Annotated in this window: 24 protein-coding genes and 1 tRNA gene; 14 read left to right on the top strand and 11 right to left on the bottom strand. The window is 65.5% G+C overall.

The features are described 5' to 3' along the window. Positions 1–188: 188 nt before the first annotated feature. The gene (locus P2T60_RS07880; RefSeq protein ID WP_137287485.1) at positions 189–377 is read right to left on the bottom strand and encodes a DUF1918 domain-containing protein; all 189 of its coding nucleotides are present in this window, start codon (positions 375–377) and stop codon (positions 189–191) included. Between the two features lie 251 nt (positions 378–628). Here P2T60_RS07880 and P2T60_RS07885 point away from each other — a divergent pair, with 251 nt between their 5' ends. Together P2T60_RS07885 and P2T60_RS07890 are read left to right on the top strand one after the other, a co-directional pair. Further along, the gene (locus P2T60_RS07885) at positions 629–1,192 is read left to right on the top strand and encodes an NUDIX domain-containing protein (protein ID WP_276282005.1); all 564 of its coding nucleotides are present in this window, start codon (positions 629–631) and stop codon (positions 1,190–1,192) included. Positions 1,193–1,323: 131 nt separating this feature from the next. Then, entirely contained in the window at positions 1,324–1,644 is a 321-nt protein-coding gene (locus P2T60_RS07890; RefSeq protein ID WP_276282006.1) for a DdfA family disk-determining factor, read from the top strand. Between the two features lie 83 nt (positions 1,645–1,727). On the opposite strand, the gene P2T60_RS07895 is transcribed toward P2T60_RS07890, so the two are convergent. The 5 genes from P2T60_RS07895 to P2T60_RS07915 all read right to left on the bottom strand — a co-directional run bounded on the left by P2T60_RS07895 (position 1,728) and on the right by P2T60_RS07915 (position 5,541). After that, complete coding sequence (locus tag P2T60_RS07895; protein WP_276282007.1) at positions 1,728–2,549, bottom strand: hypothetical protein; 822 nt, start codon at positions 2,547–2,549, stop codon at positions 1,728–1,730. Positions 2,550–2,606: 57 nt separating this feature from the next. Beyond that, entirely contained in the window at positions 2,607–3,410 is an 804-nt protein-coding gene (locus P2T60_RS07900) for a hypothetical protein (RefSeq protein WP_276282008.1), read from the bottom strand. Between the two features lie 179 nt (positions 3,411–3,589). Then, on the bottom strand, positions 3,590–4,051 hold the full coding sequence (pyrI, locus tag P2T60_RS07905) for an aspartate carbamoyltransferase regulatory subunit (protein WP_276282009.1): 462 nt from the start codon (positions 4,049–4,051) through the stop codon (positions 3,590–3,592). Then, on the bottom strand, positions 4,048–4,962 hold the full coding sequence (pyrB, locus tag P2T60_RS07910) for an aspartate carbamoyltransferase (RefSeq protein WP_276282010.1): 915 nt from the start codon (positions 4,960–4,962) through the stop codon (positions 4,048–4,050). The genes pyrI and pyrB overlap by 4 nt, the downstream gene beginning before the upstream one ends. Positions 4,963–5,319: 357 nt before the next feature. Continuing rightward, complete coding sequence (locus P2T60_RS07915) at positions 5,320–5,541, bottom strand: hypothetical protein (RefSeq protein ID WP_276282011.1); 222 nt, start codon at positions 5,539–5,541, stop codon at positions 5,320–5,322. Positions 5,542–5,846: 305 nt separating this feature from the next. Between P2T60_RS07915 and P2T60_RS07920 the strand changes: the two genes are divergently transcribed. The 5 genes from P2T60_RS07920 to P2T60_RS07940 all read left to right on the top strand — a co-directional run bounded on the left by P2T60_RS07920 (position 5,847) and on the right by P2T60_RS07940 (position 9,849). Beyond that, positions 5,847–6,728, top strand: a complete 882-nt coding sequence (locus P2T60_RS07920) for an NOP5/NOP56 family protein (RefSeq protein ID WP_276282012.1) — start codon at positions 5,847–5,849, stop codon at positions 6,726–6,728. Beyond that, positions 6,725–7,357, top strand: a complete 633-nt coding sequence (locus P2T60_RS07925; RefSeq protein ID WP_276282013.1) for a fibrillarin-like rRNA/tRNA 2'-O-methyltransferase — start codon at positions 6,725–6,727, stop codon at positions 7,355–7,357. Before P2T60_RS07920 ends, P2T60_RS07925 begins: the two co-directional genes overlap by 4 nt. Before the next feature lie 83 nt (positions 7,358–7,440). Next, a complete protein-coding gene (locus P2T60_RS07930; RefSeq protein ID WP_276282014.1) occupies positions 7,441–8,523 on the top strand; it encodes a glutamate--cysteine ligase in 1,083 nt (360 codons plus the stop codon). 305 nt (positions 8,524–8,828) lie between these two features. Further along, a complete protein-coding gene (locus tag P2T60_RS07935; RefSeq protein ID WP_382210385.1) occupies positions 8,829–9,296 on the top strand; it encodes a helix-turn-helix domain-containing protein in 468 nt (155 codons plus the stop codon). Between the two features lie 61 nt (positions 9,297–9,357). Beyond that, positions 9,358–9,849, top strand: a complete 492-nt coding sequence (locus P2T60_RS07940; RefSeq protein WP_276282015.1) for a phosphopantetheine adenylyltransferase — start codon at positions 9,358–9,360, stop codon at positions 9,847–9,849. Positions 9,850–9,990: 141 nt separating this feature from the next. On the opposite strand, the gene P2T60_RS07945 is transcribed toward P2T60_RS07940, so the two are convergent. Beyond that, entirely contained in the window at positions 9,991–10,320 is a 330-nt protein-coding gene (locus tag P2T60_RS07945; RefSeq protein ID WP_276282016.1) for a cyclin family protein, read from the bottom strand. A 392-nt stretch (positions 10,321–10,712) separates the two neighbouring features. On the opposite strand from P2T60_RS07945, the gene P2T60_RS07950 reads away from it, so the two are divergent. From P2T60_RS07950 to P2T60_RS07970, 5 genes are all read left to right on the top strand, one after another. Further along, positions 10,713–10,797, top strand: a tRNA-Leu gene (locus P2T60_RS07950). Between the two features lie 345 nt (positions 10,798–11,142). Beyond that, positions 11,143–11,721 (top strand): cell division protein CdpA domain-containing protein, encoded by a 579-nt coding sequence (locus tag P2T60_RS07955; protein WP_276282017.1) that lies wholly within the window; start codon positions 11,143–11,145, stop codon positions 11,719–11,721. 139 nt (positions 11,722–11,860) lie between these two features. Continuing rightward, the gene (gene dacZ / locus P2T60_RS07960) at positions 11,861–12,676 is read left to right on the top strand and encodes a diadenylate cyclase DacZ (RefSeq protein WP_276282018.1); all 816 of its coding nucleotides are present in this window, start codon (positions 11,861–11,863) and stop codon (positions 12,674–12,676) included. Next, complete coding sequence (locus tag P2T60_RS07965; protein ID WP_276282019.1) at positions 12,676–13,452, top strand: mechanosensitive ion channel domain-containing protein; 777 nt, start codon at positions 12,676–12,678, stop codon at positions 13,450–13,452. Before dacZ ends, P2T60_RS07965 begins: the two co-directional genes overlap by 1 nt. 21 nt (positions 13,453–13,473) lie before the next feature. After that, complete coding sequence (locus tag P2T60_RS07970; RefSeq protein ID WP_276282020.1) at positions 13,474–13,974, top strand: hypothetical protein; 501 nt, start codon at positions 13,474–13,476, stop codon at positions 13,972–13,974. Here P2T60_RS07970 and P2T60_RS07975 read toward each other — a convergent pair whose 3' ends face one another. Then, complete coding sequence (locus tag P2T60_RS07975; protein WP_276282021.1) at positions 13,975–14,508, bottom strand: acyltransferase; 534 nt, start codon at positions 14,506–14,508, stop codon at positions 13,975–13,977. A gap of 228 nt (positions 14,509–14,736) precedes the next feature. Here P2T60_RS07975 and P2T60_RS07980 point away from each other — a divergent pair, with 228 nt between their 5' ends. Next, on the top strand, positions 14,737–15,138 hold the full coding sequence (locus tag P2T60_RS07980) for a hypothetical protein (protein ID WP_276282022.1): 402 nt from the start codon (positions 14,737–14,739) through the stop codon (positions 15,136–15,138). Between the two features lie 11 nt (positions 15,139–15,149). Here P2T60_RS07980 and P2T60_RS07985 read toward each other — a convergent pair whose 3' ends face one another. The 3 genes from P2T60_RS07985 to P2T60_RS07995 form a co-directional block, all read right to left on the bottom strand. Next, positions 15,150–15,509 (bottom strand): DUF7344 domain-containing protein, encoded by a 360-nt coding sequence (locus tag P2T60_RS07985; RefSeq protein WP_276282023.1) that lies wholly within the window; start codon positions 15,507–15,509, stop codon positions 15,150–15,152. An 82-nt stretch (positions 15,510–15,591) separates the two neighbouring features. Then, a complete protein-coding gene (purD, locus tag P2T60_RS07990; RefSeq protein WP_276282024.1) occupies positions 15,592–16,914 on the bottom strand; it encodes a phosphoribosylamine--glycine ligase in 1,323 nt (440 codons plus the stop codon). Positions 16,915–17,006: 92 nt separating this feature from the next. Beyond that, on the bottom strand, positions 17,007–17,432 hold the full coding sequence (locus P2T60_RS07995) for a DUF7522 family protein (protein WP_276282025.1): 426 nt from the start codon (positions 17,430–17,432) through the stop codon (positions 17,007–17,009). Between the two features lie 168 nt (positions 17,433–17,600). Between P2T60_RS07995 and P2T60_RS08000 the strand changes: the two genes are divergently transcribed. Beyond that, positions 17,601–18,053 (top strand): pyridoxamine 5'-phosphate oxidase family protein, encoded by a 453-nt coding sequence (locus P2T60_RS08000; RefSeq protein ID WP_276282026.1) that lies wholly within the window; start codon positions 17,601–17,603, stop codon positions 18,051–18,053. Positions 18,054–18,353 lie beyond the last annotated feature (300 nt).

An 18,353-nucleotide genomic window follows, 5' to 3' on the forward strand; every position in this document is an offset into this window, starting at 1 on the left:
CGGGGCGGTGCGGTTGCGGTCTGATTGGTTCAAGCCTGAAGCTAGCTTCTCTCGTCATGTCCCGGTTGTCTAGTCTTCTCCCGACCCCTCTCGTCTCACAACTCCCATCCACCTTTCAGAAGAGACCAAAGGCTACCCACGCAAGTAGAATCACCCCAACCGCGGAAAACGAACGGAAGTCGCAGTCGCTACTCTTCGTCTTCGACCGCTTCCAGCGAGTCCTCGGGGATGCCGGTCTCCTGACCGTCCTCGAAACTGACGGTGTAGGTGCTGTCGCCGAACATCGTGTCCATCACTTGGGTCACTTCGCCCTCTTCGCCGTCGTAGTCGCTGTGTTCGTCGTGGAGAATCACGCGGTCTTCTTTCTCGAAGCTCATGGGTCGTGATAGCTTCGCGGCCGGTAAAAACGACCCGGTTCGGGTCGCGGGCGAGACCGGCCGAGACGGGCGGAGGCCCCACAGAGCAGTCCGCTCGCGGCGAGCGTTCCGACCGAAGGCTTATTCGGCAGGCCCGACAATTTTCGGGGTATGATTTCGCGCTCTCCGCTCCCCAGTCCGTCGCCGTACCGGTCGTCGATTCGCAGGCCGTCGATTCGCAGGCCGCAAGCCGTCGCCTCGTCGTCGCCGCGATGACTGCGGTGGACGACCTCTGGTATCTCACCACGCGGGCCGAACAGCGCGCCGAACAGGTCCACCATCGCCTGACCGACGCTCACGAGAAGTTCCTCGAACGCCGTCACGCCCGGCGGGTCTCCCGGCCGCGGTTCCGGACGCTCGCCGAGCGAATCGCCGAGTTTGGCGCGCCCTACGGCACACACTCGGTCGTCTACCGGCCGTCGGGGGAACTCCTGCTCGTCCGGCACGCGGGCGTCGGGATGTGGGTCGTCCCCGGCGGCGAACCCGACCCCGGCGAGTCGTTCCGGGAGGCCGCCGAGCGCGAACTGGCGGAGGAGGCGGGCGTCGAAGCGACCTACGACGGACTGGCGATGAACGTCCGGGTCGAGATTCGGTGCGGCGAGTACTCGACGTGGGGCGTCCTACCCCTGTTCGAAGCCCGCGTCGAGGGCGAGGCGACGCCCGACCCCGACGACCCCGACGGCGAAATCACCGACGCGCGGTGGTTCGCCGACCTTCCGGAGGACACGCGGGACCGCGAGGACCTGCTGGCGTGGCGCGAGTTCGCGCTGAAGTGACCCGAGTGGTAATTTCGAGGGTAGGGACTTATTTACGTGGAGTACTTTCCGTGTATTCGACGCTCGACTTCCTCGAATCGTAGACGGTTTCGGTACGAAACCGAGGGACCGAGAGCGAGATGGGACCAAGTATGACGAACGATACGACAGTACTTCCGAGCGGCGTAGAAATCGAACGCGACGAGTCGGACGGGTGCTATCGCGCGCGGTACGATTCGACCGAACACCCGACGAGTACGGTCGTCGTGACCGCCGTCGCCGCAGTCACGGAGACGGACCCGCTGGACCTCGAACCGCTTCGGGAGTCGCTCGACCCGGACGCCCTAGACGACATCTTCCGGCGGACGCCCGGCGGACACGTCCGCGAAGAGGGATGCGTCGAGTTTTCGCTCGCCGCTCACGAGGTAGTGGTCGGGGCCGAGGGCGACGTGGAAATCTACCCGCCCGCGTGACTGACAGTGGCGTGACCGGTTGGTCGTGACCGGTCGCGGTGCGACCGGTCACGCTCCCGCGCCTCCACCCGTGTCTCGCGCCCTCACCCGTGGGACACGCCGTCGCGCGACTCGGCTCTCATCCGGCGGAGCGCCGCCCGCGCGTTGCTGGCGTCGTAGCCGAACACGACGTTCTCGGCGTACGCCTCGGCGACTTCGGCGGCGTGAATCAGGTTGTCCACGTCCACGTCCACCGCGTAGAGTTCGACGCTGAACGGGGCGTCCAAGGCGTCCTCAAAGCCGCTGGCGATGGTTTCGAGCCAGTAGGTCGTCGTGTAGGCCATGTCGTAGAGGGGGACGACGAACTCGTCCACGTACGAAGCGAGGGCGTCGAGGTCCAGACCCGCCCGGTCGTAGAGGTGTCCGGGATACGGGTCGGGGTAGAGCGTGAAGTAGGTCGTGCCGGGAATCCGGTCGGTCGCCTCGGCGACGAACTCGGTGATTACGTCGGCGCGCCACGCCGCGCGGTCCTCGAAGTCGCTCGCCTCGAACTGGCGGTTACACCGGTCGCAGTGACAGTACTCCGCGCGGGGAAAGCCCACGTCGTCCAAGCGCACGTCGGGAGTGACCTCGGCGCAGTCCGAGACGATTTCGAGGACGCCCTCGCGGTAGTCCTCGCGCGTCGGACAGACGTAGGCCCAGTCGAAGTAGGGTCGCTCGCGGGTCGCTCGCTCGCCCTCGTCGCTGACGGGCGCGAGGTCCGGGCTCGCCTCGACTGCGGCGTTGTCCCCGAAGCACGACACCATGTTTACCGCCTCGGCGACCGGTTGTGCCGACCGGCCGGTCACGTCCTTGACCTCGTAGAATCCCACGTCGAACTCCGACCAGTCGAGTTCTTCCTCGTTGCGCGTGACGACGCCGAACATACAAGCGGTTGGCTCGCGGTCGGGGTAAGTGGTTCGCTCTCGGGTCGTCCGGCCTCGCTACCCGCGACCGCATCCGTCCGGCAGACTCGAACTGGTCGGGTCGGGTTGCTGGACCGACTCGACCGACCACCCGGTGGCCTCGCCGCGGATGACGAGCGCCTCTCCGACCGTGCCGTTCTCGACGGTGATTGCTGGCTTGTCGTCGCTCGCCGTCGGGTCGAACGCGGTGGGATTGCTCGCTCGCTGGCCGAGCGTGGCGTTCTCACAGAGGACGGCGGCGTCCACGGCCATCCGGTCGATGACGACGCCCGAGACCGTCGTGTTCCTCGTCCAGTGGCGTTCGAGCGTCCGATTCTCGACGTTCGGGTCGATGAAGCCGCCGCCGGGGATGTCGAGGACCGACTTGTTCCGGACGACGAGCTTCCGGGCGGTGACGTTCTTGAGGCGGGCGCGTTCGAGGGCGAACCGGCCGACCGTCACGTTCGAGAGAGTGACGTTCGTCCGACTCCCGTTTTCGGTGGTCGCGTTGCGGACCACGACGCTCTCGATGGTCGCGTTCACCACCTTCGAGTCGCGCAGGAGCCACGTCTCGATGGTGACGTTGTTCAGCGACACCTTGTACTGGAAGGCGTCCGCGCTCCGGCGAATCGGCGCGGCGGCGCGTTCGACCGGCACGGCGGCGCGGTCGGCAGTCGCGTCCGTGCGGTCGATTGACGCGTCGGCTCGGTCCGTCGGCACGTTCGCGGCGACGGCCGCGGACGTGCCGTCTTCTCCGACCGGTCCGGTCTCGCCGACCGGTCCGACTCCGGCCAGCAGGACCAACGTCGCGAGCGCGACTACGGGGAGTGGTCGTGGACTCATGTCTCGGTCGTACTCCGACGCGAAAGATAAACGAAAACGACCGTTCCGACCGTTTTCCAGCGTAACGGGACGTTTCGTGGCGAGTAGCCGCCACTTATCCGCCAGCGCGGGACGCGCTGGCGGACCTCTAGAGGGCGGCGATGGGCGCAGTGTCGGGCGCGGCGTCGGCACGCCGCGCGCTACTCGACGGCGATGTGGGCCGCGATGTCCTCGCGGACGATGGTCTCGCAGTACTCGCACCGAACGCCGTCGTCCAGCACCTCGAACTTCGTCTCGACGGGTTCGTCGGCGTTGGTGATGCAGTTGTGGTTCGGACACGAGAGGACCCCGACCACGCGCTCGGGGCGTTCGAGGTACTGCTTCTCGACGACTTCGTACTCGCGGATGATGTTGATGGTCGCCTCGGGCGCGATGAGCGACAGCACGTCCACCTCGTCTTGGCTGAGTTCGCGGCCCTCGACTTTCACGATGTCCTTGTGACCCATCCGGTCGCTCGGGACGTTCATCCCGATACTGACCGTCTCGCCGCCGAGTCCGTCGATGCCGAGGATGGCGAGGACGTTCAGGGCCTGTCCGGCGCGGATGTGGTCGATGACGGTGCCTCTCGGAATCTTGCTGACGCGGAGTTGGTGGTCGCTCATCGGTCTGCCTCCAGCATCTGGTCGAGCAGTGCCATCCGGACCGGCACGCCGTTGTGGGCCTGCTCGAAGTAGGTCGCGTAGTCGGTGTCGTCCACCTCGGGCGCGATTTCGTCCACTCGCGGCAGGGGGTGCATGACGGTCAGGTCCTCCTTGGCGGGTTCGAGGGTTTCGAGGTCGATGCCGTACTCGCCCGCTATCTCCTGATACTCGTTCTCGTCGGGGAATCGCTCGCGCTGGATGCGGGTGACGTACAACACGTCGAGGGCGGGCAGAATCTCGTCCAACTCGGTGTGTTCCCGGACGTTCGCGCCCTCCTCGTGGAGGTCGTAGCGCACGCTCCGGGGGAGTTTGAGGCTCTCGGGGCTGATGAAGTGCTGGTCGGCGTCGAAGTTGGTCAGCGCGTGGGCCAGCGAGTGGACCGTCCGGCCGTACTTCAGGTCGCCCATGATGCCGATGGTGATGTCGTCCAAGCCCGCGTTCTCTCGGATGGTGTAGAGGTCGAGCAGGGTCTGGGTCGGGTGGTGGCCCGCGCCGTCGCCCGCGTTCAGGAGCGGCACGTCCACGAATTCGCCGACCATCTTGGCCGCGCCCTGACTCGGGTGGCGAAGCACCAGCGCGTCGGCGTAGCCAGCGATGACCCGCGCGGTGTCGGCGAGGCTCTCGCCCTTCTTGACCGACGACGACTCGACGGTACCCATGTCCACCGAGTCGCCGCCGAGACGCTTGATTGCGGTCTCGAAGCTCATCTTGGTGCGGGTACTCGGCTCGAAAAAGCAGAGTCCGAGTATCGCGTCTTCGTGGCGGTCCCCGAACGCCGAGGGGTCGGCGTCGAACTCGGCCGCCCGGTCCAAGACCTCCTCTACGTCCTCTCGGGAGAGTTGTTTTGCAGTTAGTAAGTGGTCGTCCCGCATTGGTACTGTATCGGTGCCGGACGCTCCTTGAATCTCTCGAAACGGGAATCCGAACGTGGGAGACGGTGACAGAACGCAAGGTGTGGGGTCTGCGTTCCGACGGCCGAGACCCGGCCGAATTTCTGGGGTCGAGACCCGGCCGAATTTCCGGGACCGAGACCCGGCAGGACTCCCCGCGGCCGACCGCCGACGTGTCGGCGGTCGGCCGCGAACGCCGGGACGGTCCGAGCGCCCCAGACACGTTTCGATGTCTCTAAGCAAGTTATATCTTTTTCTAAGACGTATTTAGATTGCTTTCGCGCGCCGACGGCGTGCCGTCGGCGCGCGTCGGACGGTCGCGCACGACCGTCCGGCGCGCTACTCGTCGCCGTCGCTCGCGTTCAGGGTCGCCACTCGGACGGTCCGAGAACTCCCGTCTTCCGAGCGCGCCAGCGTGACTTTCACGGGCGCGTCGGTCCCGGAATCGGCCACCTCCACCTCGACCAGCGACACCTGCGACTTCGACCACCCGACGCCGAGACCCGTGCCAGCGGCCACGATAGCGACGAACGCGACGAGCCACAGAGCCGGGCGGTCCACGTCCATCGGGAGCGGGTTGAAGCTTATCTAACAGTTTCGGGTGTCTCGGCGTCCGGAGTAAGCTTTCGGGTTCGGCGTGCGTCTCGTCTCGAACGCTCTCTTCCGGTCGCTCCGTGACAGCACCCCGACCGCCGGAATCGTCGTGACGAACGCCCGGAAAGCCCCGCCCGTTCGCGTGACCGTGAGCGGGCGGTCCCTTCATCCCCTGTTGACTGTCACACTGGGCGCGTCCCGGCGGTTGATTGGCCGAGCGACAGCGAGACGAGTCGCGTAGGTTTAAACGCGACGGCGCGCAATCCTCGGGCATGACCGACGACGGAACCCACCCCGACGCCGAGCGCGCCGGGTGGTTCGAGGGCGTCTCGCCCGACGACGCGGAAGCAGGCGCGGCCGCCATCCGCGACGGGCGGGCCGACGCGCCCGACGACTGGCCCCGCCGGGCAGTCGAAGCGGAGTTCGCCGACGACGAGGACGACTACTACGCGAGACTCCACGACGCCGCCGTGCGCGCGGCACGCGAGAGCGCGGCGGAGCGCGAGCGCGCGGACGACCAGCAACTCGTCCACGCGGTCCGGGCGATGGACGACGCCGCGTCGGAGGCCAACGAACTCGCCGAGCGAGTCGCGGAGTGGGCCGGAAGCCGCTACCCCGACGCCGGAACCGGCGTCGGGTACGCCCGCGAACTCGCCGCCCGCGAACCCGAGTCGCCCGTCGAGGAGCGTCTCGTCTCGCTGGCCCGCCGGACCGCGGACCTCGCCGACGAGTCCGACGCGCTCCGGGCGTTCATCGAACGCGAGACGCCCGAAGTCGCGCCGAACCTCGCGGCGCTGGCCGGGCCGACTCTGGCGGCGCGGCTAATCTCGCTCGCCGGGGGTCTCGAACCGCTCGCCAAGAAGCCCTCCGGGACCGTGCAGGTCCTCGGCGCGGAGGACTCGCTGTTCGCGCACCTCCGGGGTCGCGCGCCCTCGCCCAAGCACGGCGTCATCTTCACCCACGAGTTCGTCCGCGGAACCCGACCCGAGAAACGCGGGTCGGCGGCGCGGGCGCTCGCCGGGAAGTTGACCATCGCCGCGCGCGTGGACTACTATTCGGGAGAGCGCAGGCCGGAGTTGGACGACGAGTTGGAGCGCCGGATGGCCCAAATCCGCGGGGAGAACGCCGACGAGCAGGCGGGTGGTGAGGCGTGACCGACCTCCCCGAGGGCGTCGAACGCCGCGCGTTCGACGGCCGACAGCGACTGGCGACCCGCGGCCCGCCGGTCTACGGCGAACCCACCGACGAGGAGTGGCGGCTCTGGGACGCCGGGCGGTCGAAACTCGCGGCGATGATAGAGTCCGGACTCGACACCGGTCTCGACGGCGGCGAGACGGTTCTCTATCTGGGCGCGGCCAGCGGAACGACCGTCAGCCACGTCGCCGACTTCGCCGGACCCACCTACGCCGTCGAGTTCGCGCCCCGTCCCGTCAGGGACCTCGTTGGGGTCGCCGAGGACCGACCGAACCTCTTCCCCCTGCTGAAGGACGCCCGCAAGCCCGAGACCTACGCCCACGTCGTGGAGGCAGACGTGGACGCCATCGTACAGGACGTAGCCACGCGCGGACAGGCGCGCGTGGCGGTCGAGAACCGCCGGTTCCTCCGGGAGGACGGCCGCCTACTGGCGGCTATCAAGGCCCGGAGCGAGGACGTGACCCGCGACCCGGACGACGTGTTCGAGGACGCGCTGGCCGACCTCCGGGAGGGTTACGAGGTGCTGGAGACGGCGCGACTCGAACCGTACCACGACGACCACCTCGGCGTGGTCGCTCGCCCCGAGTAGGTGCGTCTCGGGCGCGGACCCTCTCGCGCCCGTTCGTGCCGTCTCCGGAACTATTTATAGGTCGGGTTGCGAAATTCCGGAAAATGGACTCGGGTTCGGCTGAGAGCTTCGCGGAGATGGGCACGTTGGGCATCGAAGAGGAGTTCTACGTCGTGGACCGACGGGGCCGCCCGACGGCCGGGACCGACGAACTCGTCTACGAGACCGACCCGCCCGACATACTCGACGAGCGACTCGACCACGAACTGTTCAAGTGCGTCATCGAGACCCAGACGCCGAAAATCGAGCGCCTCGCGGACGCCCGCGAGAACCTGCTGGCGGTCCGGAACGCGCTGGTGGACCACGCCGAGAGCGAGGGGTTCCGAATCGCGGCGGCGGGACTCCACCCCGGAGCGCTGTGGCGCGAACTCGAACACGCCGAGAAGCCCCGGTATCGCAAGCAACTCGACCGGATTCAGTACCCCCAGCACCGAAACACCACGACCGGTCTCCACGTCCACGTCGGCGTGGACGACGCCGACAAAGCCGTCTGGATAGCCAACGAGATTCGGTGGTACCTTCCGGTGATGCTCGCGCTGTCGGCCAACTCGCCGTACTGGAACGGCTTCGACACCGGTCTCCAGTCGGCGCGGGCCAAGATTTTCGAGGCCCTGCCCAACACCGGGATGCCGACCTGCTTCGACTCCTACGACGACTTCGCGGCGTTCGAGGAGACGATGCTCCGCTCGGAGTCCATCGCCGACCGGGGCGAACTCTGGTACGACGTGCGACCCCACACGGGTCTCGGCACCGTCGAAGTCCGGACCCCCGACGGGCAGGTCAATCCCGACCGCGTGATGGCGTTCGTGGAGTACACCCACGCGCTGGTCCGGGACTTGGCGGCGCGCTACGAGGACGGAGAGTCGGGATACCGCCACCGCCGGGAACTGCTGGACGAGAACAAGTGGCGCGCGATGCGCTACGGCCACGACGCCGCCTTCATTCGGCGGGACCGCGAGGGCGAAATCGACCTCGGCGAAGTCGTGGACCGGGAGTGCGACCGACTCGGCGTCTCGGGCATCCGAGACATCTACGACGGCGAGAGCGGCGCGACCCGCCAGCGACGGATTCGGGACGAGGAGGGCGTCGAAGCCCTCTACGAGTCGCTGGTCCTGACCCGGCAGTAGCCGCCCGAATCGGAGTCGAGACGGCCCAGTACCCGTAAGCAAGGTTTTTACTCGCCCGTGGCTTTTGTCCTCGTAGAGAGGACATGTCCGGGGAAAACACAGACGACGAGAACGTGAACGTCGAGGACGACACCGTAGAAGAGGCGGAAATCGAGGACGTGGACGACGGCGTGACAGTCGAGGAAGAACTCGAAGCGGACGACGAGGGCGACCTCACCGAAGAAGTGAACGTCGAGGTGGCCGGTGAAGAGGAGTTGTCGGTCGAACAGGACGTGCCGGTCGAAGGCGAGGGTGAACGCGACCGAATCTCGAAGGGCCGCGAGCGCCTCGAAGAGGAGGCCGACCGAGCGGTAGACCAGTTCGACCAGAGTATCGTGGACCTGCTGTCGTGGGTACTCGACACCGAGACGCGGGCGCGAATCTACGTCTACCTCCGCCAACAGCCCTACAGCACCAGCGAGGAAATCGCCGAGGGAACCGGCTTGTATCCCTCGACGGTCCGGGAGTCGCTCGCCGAACTCCACGACGAAGAGAAGGTAGAGCGCCGCAAACGCGAGAGCGAGGGCGCGGGCAACAACCCCTACGAGTACACCGCCATCGCGCCCAGCGACCTCGTGGGCGGCATCGTCGGCCAGATTCAGGACGAACTCAACACGGTGTTCAACTTGGACGACCACCTCGAACCCGAAGAGACTGCCGAGACCAGCGAACCGGTCAGCATCCGCGTCGAGGAGCAAGACGACCCCGCCGAGGAAGAAGAAGGCGACGAGTAAAATTCGGGACGCCGGACGCTATTCCGAAGGCACTAAGCCGCGGGGTACCCTTCGCGGGGGTATGAGGGTTGCCCTGGGCGGGACCTTCGACCCGGTCCACGACGGCCACCGCGCGCTGTTCGAGCGCGCGTTCGAACTCGGCGACGTGACGGTCGGTCTGACCAGCGACGAACTCGCGCCGAAGACGCGCCACGAGGACCGATACGTCCGCCCGTTCGACGAGCGCGAGGCCGACTTGGAGGCCGTACTCGCGGAGTTCGCCGACGAGTACGACCGGGAGTTCGAGGTCCGCGAGTTGACCGAACCGACGGGTATCGCCACCGAATCGCAGTTCGACGCGCTGGTCGTCTCCCCGGAGACGACCGACGGTGCCGAGCGCATCAACGATATTCGACGCGAGCGCGGGTTCGACCCGCTGGAAGTCGAGGTGGTCGCCCACGTCCACGCCGAGGACGGCGACATCATCTCCAGCACCCGCATCGTCAAGGGCGAAATCGACCAGTACGGGAATCTGACACCCGAACGAGAGGGTCGGCAGGCCGAGCGCGAGTGAGTTCCCGACCTCTGGTTTTCACGACTCCGGGACTTCTCACGACTTTGAGTTTTGGTCGATACCGGCGCGAGAGGCGTCTGTGAGGCCCTCCTCGGCGTGCCCTCGACCGTACCCGGACCAAACCACCTCGCCTCCGGCGCGCTACCACGACGGCGGTTGAAGTCCCGCCTCTTCGAGCAAGTCCTTCCACCGTTGCTGAATCGTGAGTCGCGCGACCCCCACCGCGTCGGCGACGTTGCTTTGAGAGCGCTGGTCGCCCTCGATGAGCGACCCGGCGTAGAGGCTGGCCGCGACGACTGCCCGCCGGGAGTCGGCGTCTCGCTCCTCGGTGGATTCCCAGTCGGAGACCGTCGAGAGAAAGAGGTCCGTCGCCCGCGAGCGCGCGGCGGTGCCGAGTTCCAGTCGGTCCGCGGCCTGCTCGATTTCGGCGAGCCATCGCTCGTTTTCCACGTAGTCGCGTGCCCGATACACGCCGAGTCCTTGCGACCCGATTCACATAAGGGTCTCGGGTGGTTCGACGCCGAAATCGCGCTCGCTTCGGATTGGCGGTCGCGGTTCGTTCGCTGAATACCGTATCGTGACCGCAGGAGCCACGACGAAGCCGGTTCGAAAGCCCCGCCCGGCGGTTGGTGAGTCCGGCGTTCGCTGGCGGTTGGTCGGCCGAGCGCGTCCCGACGGTCCGGTCGGACCGTCGGGATACCCCTAGAAATTTTTATATTTCTTAAAGAATTATATAAATTGCTTAGACAATTGTATAGGTTTCTTTCCGTCGGTCCCCCGTCCGCGAAACGCGGTCCGGTCGGTCGAACCCGCGGCCCGAAGAACGACAGTTTCTTGTCGCCCTCGGCGGAAGTGGAGAGTGCGCGCGGGTTGCCAAGCCAGGCCAACGGCGTAGCGCTTAGGACGCTATCCCGTAGGGGTCCGCCGGTTCAAATCCGGTCCCGCGCATGACGAATTTTGAGCGAAGCGAAAAATGCGGAAGAGCAGGAGCGATTTGAACCCTGCAAGTCGCACGCCCGGAACGGCCGCAGGCCGCATGCCCGGACCGTCTTGCACTCGGTTCAAATCCGGTCCCGCGCATTTTCGGCGCGAACGACTCGGCGAGCGCCACGTAGCGTGTCTGTCTCCGGGGACCTGCAACGTCGGTCGAAGTCGAATCTGCGGATAAGGATTGTGGTAATTACTATCAATCGACCTTCGAGATGGTAGCCGTTTTCCCCCCACCGAGACGAGAGTATCAGCGATGATACCGTCCGGTATGCTTTTCCGTCACCCAGACATATCAGGGAGTATATGTCTGAGCTGGAGGGAATCTACGCCGAGAGGGTTAGCTGGCGGGCAGTAGCACGGGCCGTACTCCTACTCGGTGGCAGCCTCGTGGCCGTGGTCGGAGTCGTCGCCTCTACCGCGAGTCTGGTGGCCGGATTCGGCTTGGGGAAGGCCGGTGCGCTCAAAGTCGCGGCCCTGTTCGGCGGCGTCTTGTTGGTAGTCGCGTTTCTGCTTCTGTTCGCGCGGACAGCGACGACCAGTCGGTCCCGGAGACTCGCGGGCGGCGGAACCGCAGTCGCGGCCGTCGGTCTCGTGACGTTCTGGACGATGCTCCCCGGAGGGTGGACGGGCCACCTCGCCGACCTGCCGCCGACGGCCGTCGGCGCGTACGCGGTCGGACTGCTCGCGGTGTTCGGCGCGGGATTCGTCGCCGACTCCGCCGACTCAGGGCCGGACTCGGAGCGAGACCGACGACAGGGCGACACGTTCGGGAGCATCGAATCCGTGGTCGTGTCGGCCAACGGCGACAGGGACGACGCCGGGGCGTCGGCCGCCCGTAGCGAGACCGACAGCGACCACGGACTGTTCGACCGCGAACCGTAACCGGTCCGACCGTTGGCATAGACTCGCTCGTCGTCGGAGCGACTCCGGTAGCGGCGTCGAATCGACACGCCCAAAATAGGAAATATCGTGACATATACACCCACAAACCTTTTCTCCGGTCGCTGAGTCGTTTCGGGTAATGGCTGACCTGAGCGAACTCTTGGGGGACATTACCGAGGACGCCGACGCCGCCTTTCTGTTCTCGCCCAGCGGGTCTTACTACGACCGCTACGCGGACCTCGACGCCGACTTGGACCTCGTGGTCGTCGGTCCGGAGAACTCGGTCGGTGCCGACTCGTTCGTCGAGTTGCCGCTGGAGTTCGAAAGCGTCCACGAGCGGATTCGATTCGGCATCGAGGGTGCGATGGAGCAGGGTCTCGTCGAGGACGGCGACGTCGTCGTCTGCGCAGTCAGCATGTTCGACGGAAGCATCGACACCGTGACGCGGGCGCGGGCCAGCGACTCGATGCACTCGGGCGTCTACGACCTGTTCGCCAACTCGCGGGCCGACCCCGGCGTCATCCGGGACGTGTTCGAAGTCGCCATCGAACTCGGCAAGAAGGGTCAGAAGGGCGAACCGGTCGGCGCGCTGTTCGTCGTCGGCGACGCCGGGAAGGTGATGAACAAGTCCCGGCCCCTCTCGTACAACCCCTTCGAGAAGTCCCACGTCCACGTCGGCGACCCTATCGTGAACGTGATGCTCAAGGAGTTTTCGCGTCTGGACGGCGCGTTCGTCATCAGCGACGCGGGCAAAATCGTCTCGGCGTACCGCTACCTCGAACCCTCCGCAGAGGGCGTGGACATCCCGAAGGGACTCGGTGCGCGACACATGGCGGCCGGGGCCATCACCCGCGAGACCAACGCCACGGCAATCGTCCTCTCGGAGAGCGACGGACTCGTCCGGGCGTTCAAGGGCGGTGAGCTGGTCCTCGAACTCGACCCGGAGGAGTACTGATGCAGGGGGAGTTCGACGTACTCCTCCGCGACCAGTTCCAGTTCGTCCTCGCGTTTCTCATCCTCGTCGTCGGCCTGATTACTGGCTACGTCGTCGGCCGACTCAACCGACGACTCCTGACCGCCGCGGGCGTCCCCGAGGCGGTAGAGCGTACCCCCTTCGAGCGCACGGCCCAGAGCCTCGGCACAGACACCGTCTCGCTGGTCTCCCGACTGAGTTCGTGGTTCATCTACGGCGTGGGCGTCCTCATCGCGCTGAACGTCGCGGAACTCCTGAACGCCCGCCTGTTCTGGAACGGCGTGCTGACGTTCATCCCCGACCTGTTCATCGCCATCCTCGTGTTCATCGTCGGGTTCGTGGTGGCCGACAAAGCCGAACTCGTCGTGGGCGAGCGCCTCCGGTCGGTCAAACTCCCGGAGGTCGGCGTCATCCCGCGACTCGTCAAGTACACCATCGTCTACCTCGCGGTGCTGGTCGCGCTGGGACAGGTCAACGTCGCTATCGAGGCCCTGCTCATCCTACTCGGGGCCTACGTCCTCGCGGTCATCCTCTTTGGCGCGGTGGCGCTGTGGGACCTCCTGCGCTCGTCGGCGGCGGGCGTCTACCTCCTGTTGAACCAACCCTACGGCATCGGCGACGAGGTTCGGGTCGGCGACGACAGGGGCATCGTCCAAGAGGTGGACGTGTTCGTCACCCGCATCGAAAACGACGGCGAGGAGTACATCATCCCCAACAGCAGGGTGTTCCAGCAGGGCGTCGTCCGGATTCGGGACTGATTCGACCGGAGGACGACTTCGATGCCCGGCACACCCGACCCAGTGTTAGGAAGTGACGCGCTGACGCTCGCAGTCGCCTCGGCCGTCGGCGCACTCGTCGCGACGCTCCCCTACGGCTTTCGGGAGTCGCTCCCCCGGCCCGCGGTCCTCGCAATCGGCGGCGGCGCGGCCTACGCTACCTTCTGTCTCGCGGTCTGGGCCGGTGCGCGACTCGCCACGGTGGGCCTGCCGTCCGCGGCGCTCGACCAACCCGGTACCTTCGCGGTCGTACTGACGCTGAACTTCCTCGTCGTCGGCCTGCAGGTGGCGATTCCGTACTACTGTTACGCCGGCTGGCGCTTCGTCGCACCGCTCGCCGGAGCGTTCGCGGGGACAGTGGTCGTCCTCTTCCTGTTCCTCGGCGTCAACGGCGAAACCGACCCAATCGCGCTCTACCCCCTCGTCTTCGGACCGCCGGTGGTCGTCGCTATCTGCATCCTCGCGCTCGCGGAGTTCGGCGTCAGACGGTTCCTGCTGGGGTAGTCAGTCGGTCGACTCCTCGGACCCCATCGGCGTGGCGGGCACCCCGGCCACCGTCTCGCCGGGCGGCACGTCTTGAGTCACCAGCGAGTTGGCGGCCACGCTCGCGCCCTCGCCGATTTCGACGCCCGGCAGGATTACGGCCCCCGCGCCTATCATCGCGCGTTCGCCGACGACCACCTCGCCGGTCCGGTACTCGTCCTGCAGGAACTCGTGGCAGAGAATCGTCGCGTCGTAGCCCACGATGGCGTGGTCCTCGACGGTGACGAGTTCGGGCCAGAACACGTCGGGCGTCGATTCGAGTCCCCACGAGACGCCCTCGCCGACCGTCACGCCGATGGAGCGCAGGAGCAGATTCTTGAGCGTGAGACTCGGCGAGATGCGCGCGAGGACGACGACGACGTAGTTCAGCGCGACGCGGAGGGGATGCTTGGCGCGGGTCCACGACTGGAGGGAGTTGCCCGGTCCCGGGGTGGCGTGGCGCGCGATTCGGTCGTGGCGGCGCGTGGGGTCGGTGTCGTCGCTCTCGTCGGTCACACGATGTCGTTAGTCGGGTCGGTCTTTAGTTCGTACGATGGCGGACGGTCCTTTCGACCGTATCCTCCCACACTCTAATTTCATATGGCGGAATACAGGGGTTCTAGATGTCTAGCCACAATCCATTATAAAATCCGGGTCGACCGTGTTGGATAAACATGGCTGGGCAATGTGGAGTCTGTAGCAATGAAATGGTTTTCTCCAGAGAGTAATATAGGAGGATTTAAAATGATTTCAAAATATTTAAAAGAATCTGCCCACTCAAGGCTTCAAAATTTCAGCCAATCACATTTAGCACAGTTCTTAGGTAACAAATTATTTGAATGTGCCTCCGGCTATGGTGAAAAACCCCTCCGCGTTATCCGCACCTCTTTTATTATTACTGTTATATTTGCAATTATATTCCTGATGGGGATTAAGTACCTTAATTGGGGGAATATTGATGGAGAACAGTCAATTTTAGTACATAGTGTTGTCTCAAGTATGGAATCGTTCACAACGCTTGTTCACGCGAGTCCGGGTGAGTTTGAGAAACTATCAGCACGGCTCGTAGCGACAACTGAAGCTTTCTTCGGTGCGTTGTTAATCGCGTTGTTCCTCTTTACTCTTACGCGCTCCATCCACCGATAGCACCGAACTGTCTACCTCCCTTCCACCACCTCGAAGTACGGGTCCAACTCCTCGACCACTTCGGTCAACTCGACCTCTCCCGCCATCGGGTCGTACTCCGCGACCCCGGCGTCGTCGAGTCGCGGCAGGTGGACGTGGTGCAACCGCGTCGCAACTCGCTCGCGCCGGTCGGTCGTCACCTCCGAGGGGTCGGGACCGGAGTCGGTTTCGTCGCCCCGAGCGACCGTCTCGGCGGCGAGTTCGCCGAGCGTCATCGGACCGTCGGACTCCCGGAGGACCGCGACTGCGCGCCGTCGCTGGCCGTCGCCGAGAAGGTCGAGGGCTTGGTCGGGCGTCAACGACTCGGCGGCGAGGTCGTCGGGCTTGGACATGTCCGGGCCAACGACCAGAAGGGGGTTTGTTATGGGTCGCCTTCGGCGTCTCAGGTGGCCGCTGAAAACGCGAAACGACGGTCTACTCGCCCCGAAGTTCGTTCACGTGGTCGATGCGCTTCTGCACGAGGTCGGGCTTGCCGATGTCGTGGCGCACGTCGAGACCCTCTTCGCCAGCGACTGCGAGGGCGTCCTCGGCGATTTCCTCGGCCTCGGTGATGGTGTCGGCCACCCCGACCACGGCGAACGCGCGGGAGGTGGTGGTGTAGATGCCGTCGTCGCGTTCGTCCACGCTGGCGTAGAAGAGCAGGGCGTCTCCGGCGCTCGACGACTCCGTGGCGCTCCGTGCCACGCTCTCCTCGTCTACTTCGACTTTCGCGCCCGCCTTCGGGTCGGTGGGGTAGCCCTCGGGGACGGCGTACTTGCAGACCGTCGCCTTCGGCGCGAACGAGAGTTCGGGCAGTGATTCGCCCTCGCGGGCGGCGGTGAGTACGTCGAGGAAGTCGGTGTTGAGGACGGGCAGGGTGTTCATCGCCTCGGGGTCGCCGAACCGGGCGTTGAACTCCACGACCTTCACGCCCTCGGCGGTCAGCATGAACTGGCCGTAGAGGACGCCCTTGTAGCCGTCGAGGGCCTCGACGGTGGCCTTGAGGACATCGACCGCCTCGTGGTAGTCGTCCTCGGTCATGAACGGCAGGGCGAGTCCCGAATCGCTGTAGCTTCCCATCCCGCCCGTGTTCGGTCCCTCGTCGCCCTCGTAGGCGCGCTTGTGGTCCTGCACCGCCGGGGTGACGCGCAGGTCGCCGTTGGCGACGAACGCTTGAACGGTGAACTCCTCGCCGACCAGTCGCTCTTCGAGGACCACGCGGTCGTAGTCCGAATCGCGGAGGTACTCCTTGGCCTCTTCTTTCGTGATTTGGTCGCCGGTGACCCGGACGCCCTTGCCGCCGGTGAGACCCGCCGGTTTCACCGCGAGGTCGCCGTCGTAGTCGTCGATGTAATCGCAGGCGGCGTCCATGCTGTCGAACGTCTCGAAGTCGGGACACCCCGGAACGTCGTGCTGGCGCATGAACCGGCGCTGGTAAGCCTTGTCGGTCTCGATGCGGGCCTCGGCCTCGTTCGGGCCGAAGGCGTATATTCCCGCGTCGTCGAGCGCGTCGGCGACTCCGGCCGCGAGGGGACCCTCCGGGCCGACGACTGCGAGGGTCGCGCCCACGTCCTCGGCGTAGGAGACGACCGCCTTCGGGTTGGTCGTCTCCAGCGTCTCGAACTCTTCGGCGAGCGCCGCGATGCCGGGGTTGCGGTTGCCAGCACAGGCGTAGAGGTCCGCCTCGCTGTCTCCGAGCGCGCGGGCAATCGCGTGTTCGCGGCCGCCGCCACCGACCAGCAGGACTGTTTCGCTCATGCTCGGAAGGTGTAGGCAAGGGAGTGTAAAGGTTGCTCTTATCGCCGCCGAAAGTGTGCAAGAATGTGGATTTCACTGGCGGTCGCGGTTCCCTACGACGACTCGTCGGCCAGTAGTTTCCGGAGCGAAATCGCCAACTCCTCGAAACTCTTGATGTCCATGCTGTCGGTGGTCAACAGAACGCCGTGGTCGCCGACGATGACGCGACTCACGAACCCGTCGGAGAACACCCGGATGGTAAACTCGTACTCGCCGATGTCCGGTTCGGCGTCGGAGTCCTCGTGGAGACGCCGGTAAGTCTCTTGGGAGTCGAAGCCGAGTCGCTCGTTGTCCACGAACCGGCTTTTCACGTCGCGGACGCGCTTCGGGTCGCCCGCGTAGAGGTCCGACCGGAGGTACAGCACGTCGAACGCCTCTGGCGTGAAGTAGACCACGGTCCGGAGCGTGTCGCCGAGCGCGGTCCGGCAGGTACTCACGAGGCTGTCGCCGAACGCTTCAGATACGTCTGTTTCGGTCATAATCGAGTCTACTACGTCGGGAGCGAGCATCAATGTATCTGGGCGAAACCCGGACACATCCTTCGTTCTCTAAGCAATATTTCTATTTCTTAAGAATCGGGTATTCGTTCTCTTCGCTCGGGCGAAAGCGACCGGAGAGTTATCTACCGCCGCGTGGTACCACGACTCATGACCTCCTTCAGGGGTGCGTGGACGGCCGAGGAAGTCGAAAACTACCTCGACGAGGCGGCGGTCCCGATTCGGGTCGCCTGCCACCGGCCCGACGAGTCGCTCTGGATGGTCGCGCTCTGGTACCGCTACCGCGACGGCACCTTCGAGTGTTCGACGTGGGCGGAGGCCGACGTGGTGACGTACCTCCGCAACGACTCGGAAGTCGCCTTCGAGGTGTCGGCGAACGACCCGCCGTACCGCGGCGTCCGGGGCAACGGCAGTGCCACTCTCTCGCGCGACGAGGACAAGGCGGTCCTCCGGGACCTGCTGGAGCGGTATCTGGGCGGGACGGACTCGGAACTGGCGCGATGGTTGCTCTCGCCGGACCGCGACGAGGTGCGGATTCGGATACGGCCGCGGCGGGTGTACAGTTGGGACTACACCGAGCGGATGGAAGGGATTCGGGAGTGAGAGGTGTGGAGTGAGAGGTGTGGAGTGAGAGGTGTGGAGTGAGAGAGAGTTGTGGAATGAGAATGTCGTCGGTGGTGGACATGGCGACGAGAACGACGAACCCCGAGAGAAGCTAGCTACTCCCGACTCCCGCCGGATTTCTACTCTCGGCGTGACGGCCGAAAGTCATGGGAGCTAGCTACTCCCGACTCCGATGAAGACCGCACAGCACCGCCCCGCACCGCCAACCGCGGGCCACACCCTCCCCAACCGACTGCGCGTCTCGCTCCCTCCGGTCGCTCCGATGCTCGTCCCTCGCGC

This window comes from Halorussus caseinilyticus (assembly GCF_029338395.1).
GTDB classification, from domain to species: Archaea; Halobacteriota; Halobacteria; order Halobacteriales; family Haladaptataceae; genus Halorussus; species Halorussus caseinilyticus.

Bases quoted from the DNA above. Each gene is read 5' to 3' on its own strand.
- dacZ (WP_276282018.1), top strand. From the start codon at position 11,861: ATGGCTGACCTGAGCGAACTCTTGGGGGACATTACCGAGGACGCCGAC.
- P2T60_RS07890 (WP_276282006.1), top strand. From the start codon at position 1,324: ATGACGAACGATACGACAGTACTTCCGAGCGGCGTAGAAATCGAACGC.
- P2T60_RS07920 (WP_276282012.1), top strand. From the start codon at position 5,847: ATGACCGACGACGGAACCCACCCCGACGCCGAGCGCGCCGGGTGGTTC.
- P2T60_RS07955 (WP_276282017.1), top strand. From the start codon at position 11,143: ATGTCTGAGCTGGAGGGAATCTACGCCGAGAGGGTTAGCTGGCGGGCA.
- P2T60_RS07995 (WP_276282025.1), bottom strand. From the start codon at position 17,432: ATGACCGAAACAGACGTATCTGAAGCGTTCGGCGACAGCCTCGTGAGT.
- P2T60_RS07965 (WP_276282019.1), top strand. From the start codon at position 12,676: ATGCAGGGGGAGTTCGACGTACTCCTCCGCGACCAGTTCCAGTTCGTC.
- P2T60_RS07985 (WP_276282023.1), bottom strand. From the start codon at position 15,509: ATGTCCAAGCCCGACGACCTCGCCGCCGAGTCGTTGACGCCCGACCAA.
- P2T60_RS07930 (WP_276282014.1), top strand. From the start codon at position 7,441: ATGGACTCGGGTTCGGCTGAGAGCTTCGCGGAGATGGGCACGTTGGGC.
- pyrI (WP_276282009.1), bottom strand. From the start codon at position 4,051: ATGAGCGACCACCAACTCCGCGTCAGCAAGATTCCGAGAGGCACCGTC.
- P2T60_RS07900 (WP_276282008.1), bottom strand. From the start codon at position 3,410: ATGAGTCCACGACCACTCCCCGTAGTCGCGCTCGCGACGTTGGTCCTG.
- P2T60_RS08000 (WP_276282026.1), top strand. From the start codon at position 17,601: ATGACCTCCTTCAGGGGTGCGTGGACGGCCGAGGAAGTCGAAAACTAC.
- P2T60_RS07895 (WP_276282007.1), bottom strand. From the start codon at position 2,549: ATGTTCGGCGTCGTCACGCGCAACGAGGAAGAACTCGACTGGTCGGAG.
- pyrB (WP_276282010.1), bottom strand. From the start codon at position 4,962: ATGCGGGACGACCACTTACTAACTGCAAAACAACTCTCCCGAGAGGAC.
- purD (WP_276282024.1), bottom strand. From the start codon at position 16,914: ATGAGCGAAACAGTCCTGCTGGTCGGTGGCGGCGGCCGCGAACACGCG.
- P2T60_RS07885 (WP_276282005.1), top strand. From the start codon at position 629: ATGACTGCGGTGGACGACCTCTGGTATCTCACCACGCGGGCCGAACAG.
- P2T60_RS07980 (WP_276282022.1), top strand. From the start codon at position 14,737: ATGATTTCAAAATATTTAAAAGAATCTGCCCACTCAAGGCTTCAAAAT.
- P2T60_RS07880 (WP_137287485.1), bottom strand. From the start codon at position 377: ATGAGCTTCGAGAAAGAAGACCGCGTGATTCTCCACGACGAACACAGC.
- P2T60_RS07970 (WP_276282020.1), top strand. From the start codon at position 13,474: ATGCCCGGCACACCCGACCCAGTGTTAGGAAGTGACGCGCTGACGCTC.
- P2T60_RS07940 (WP_276282015.1), top strand. From the start codon at position 9,358: ATGAGGGTTGCCCTGGGCGGGACCTTCGACCCGGTCCACGACGGCCAC.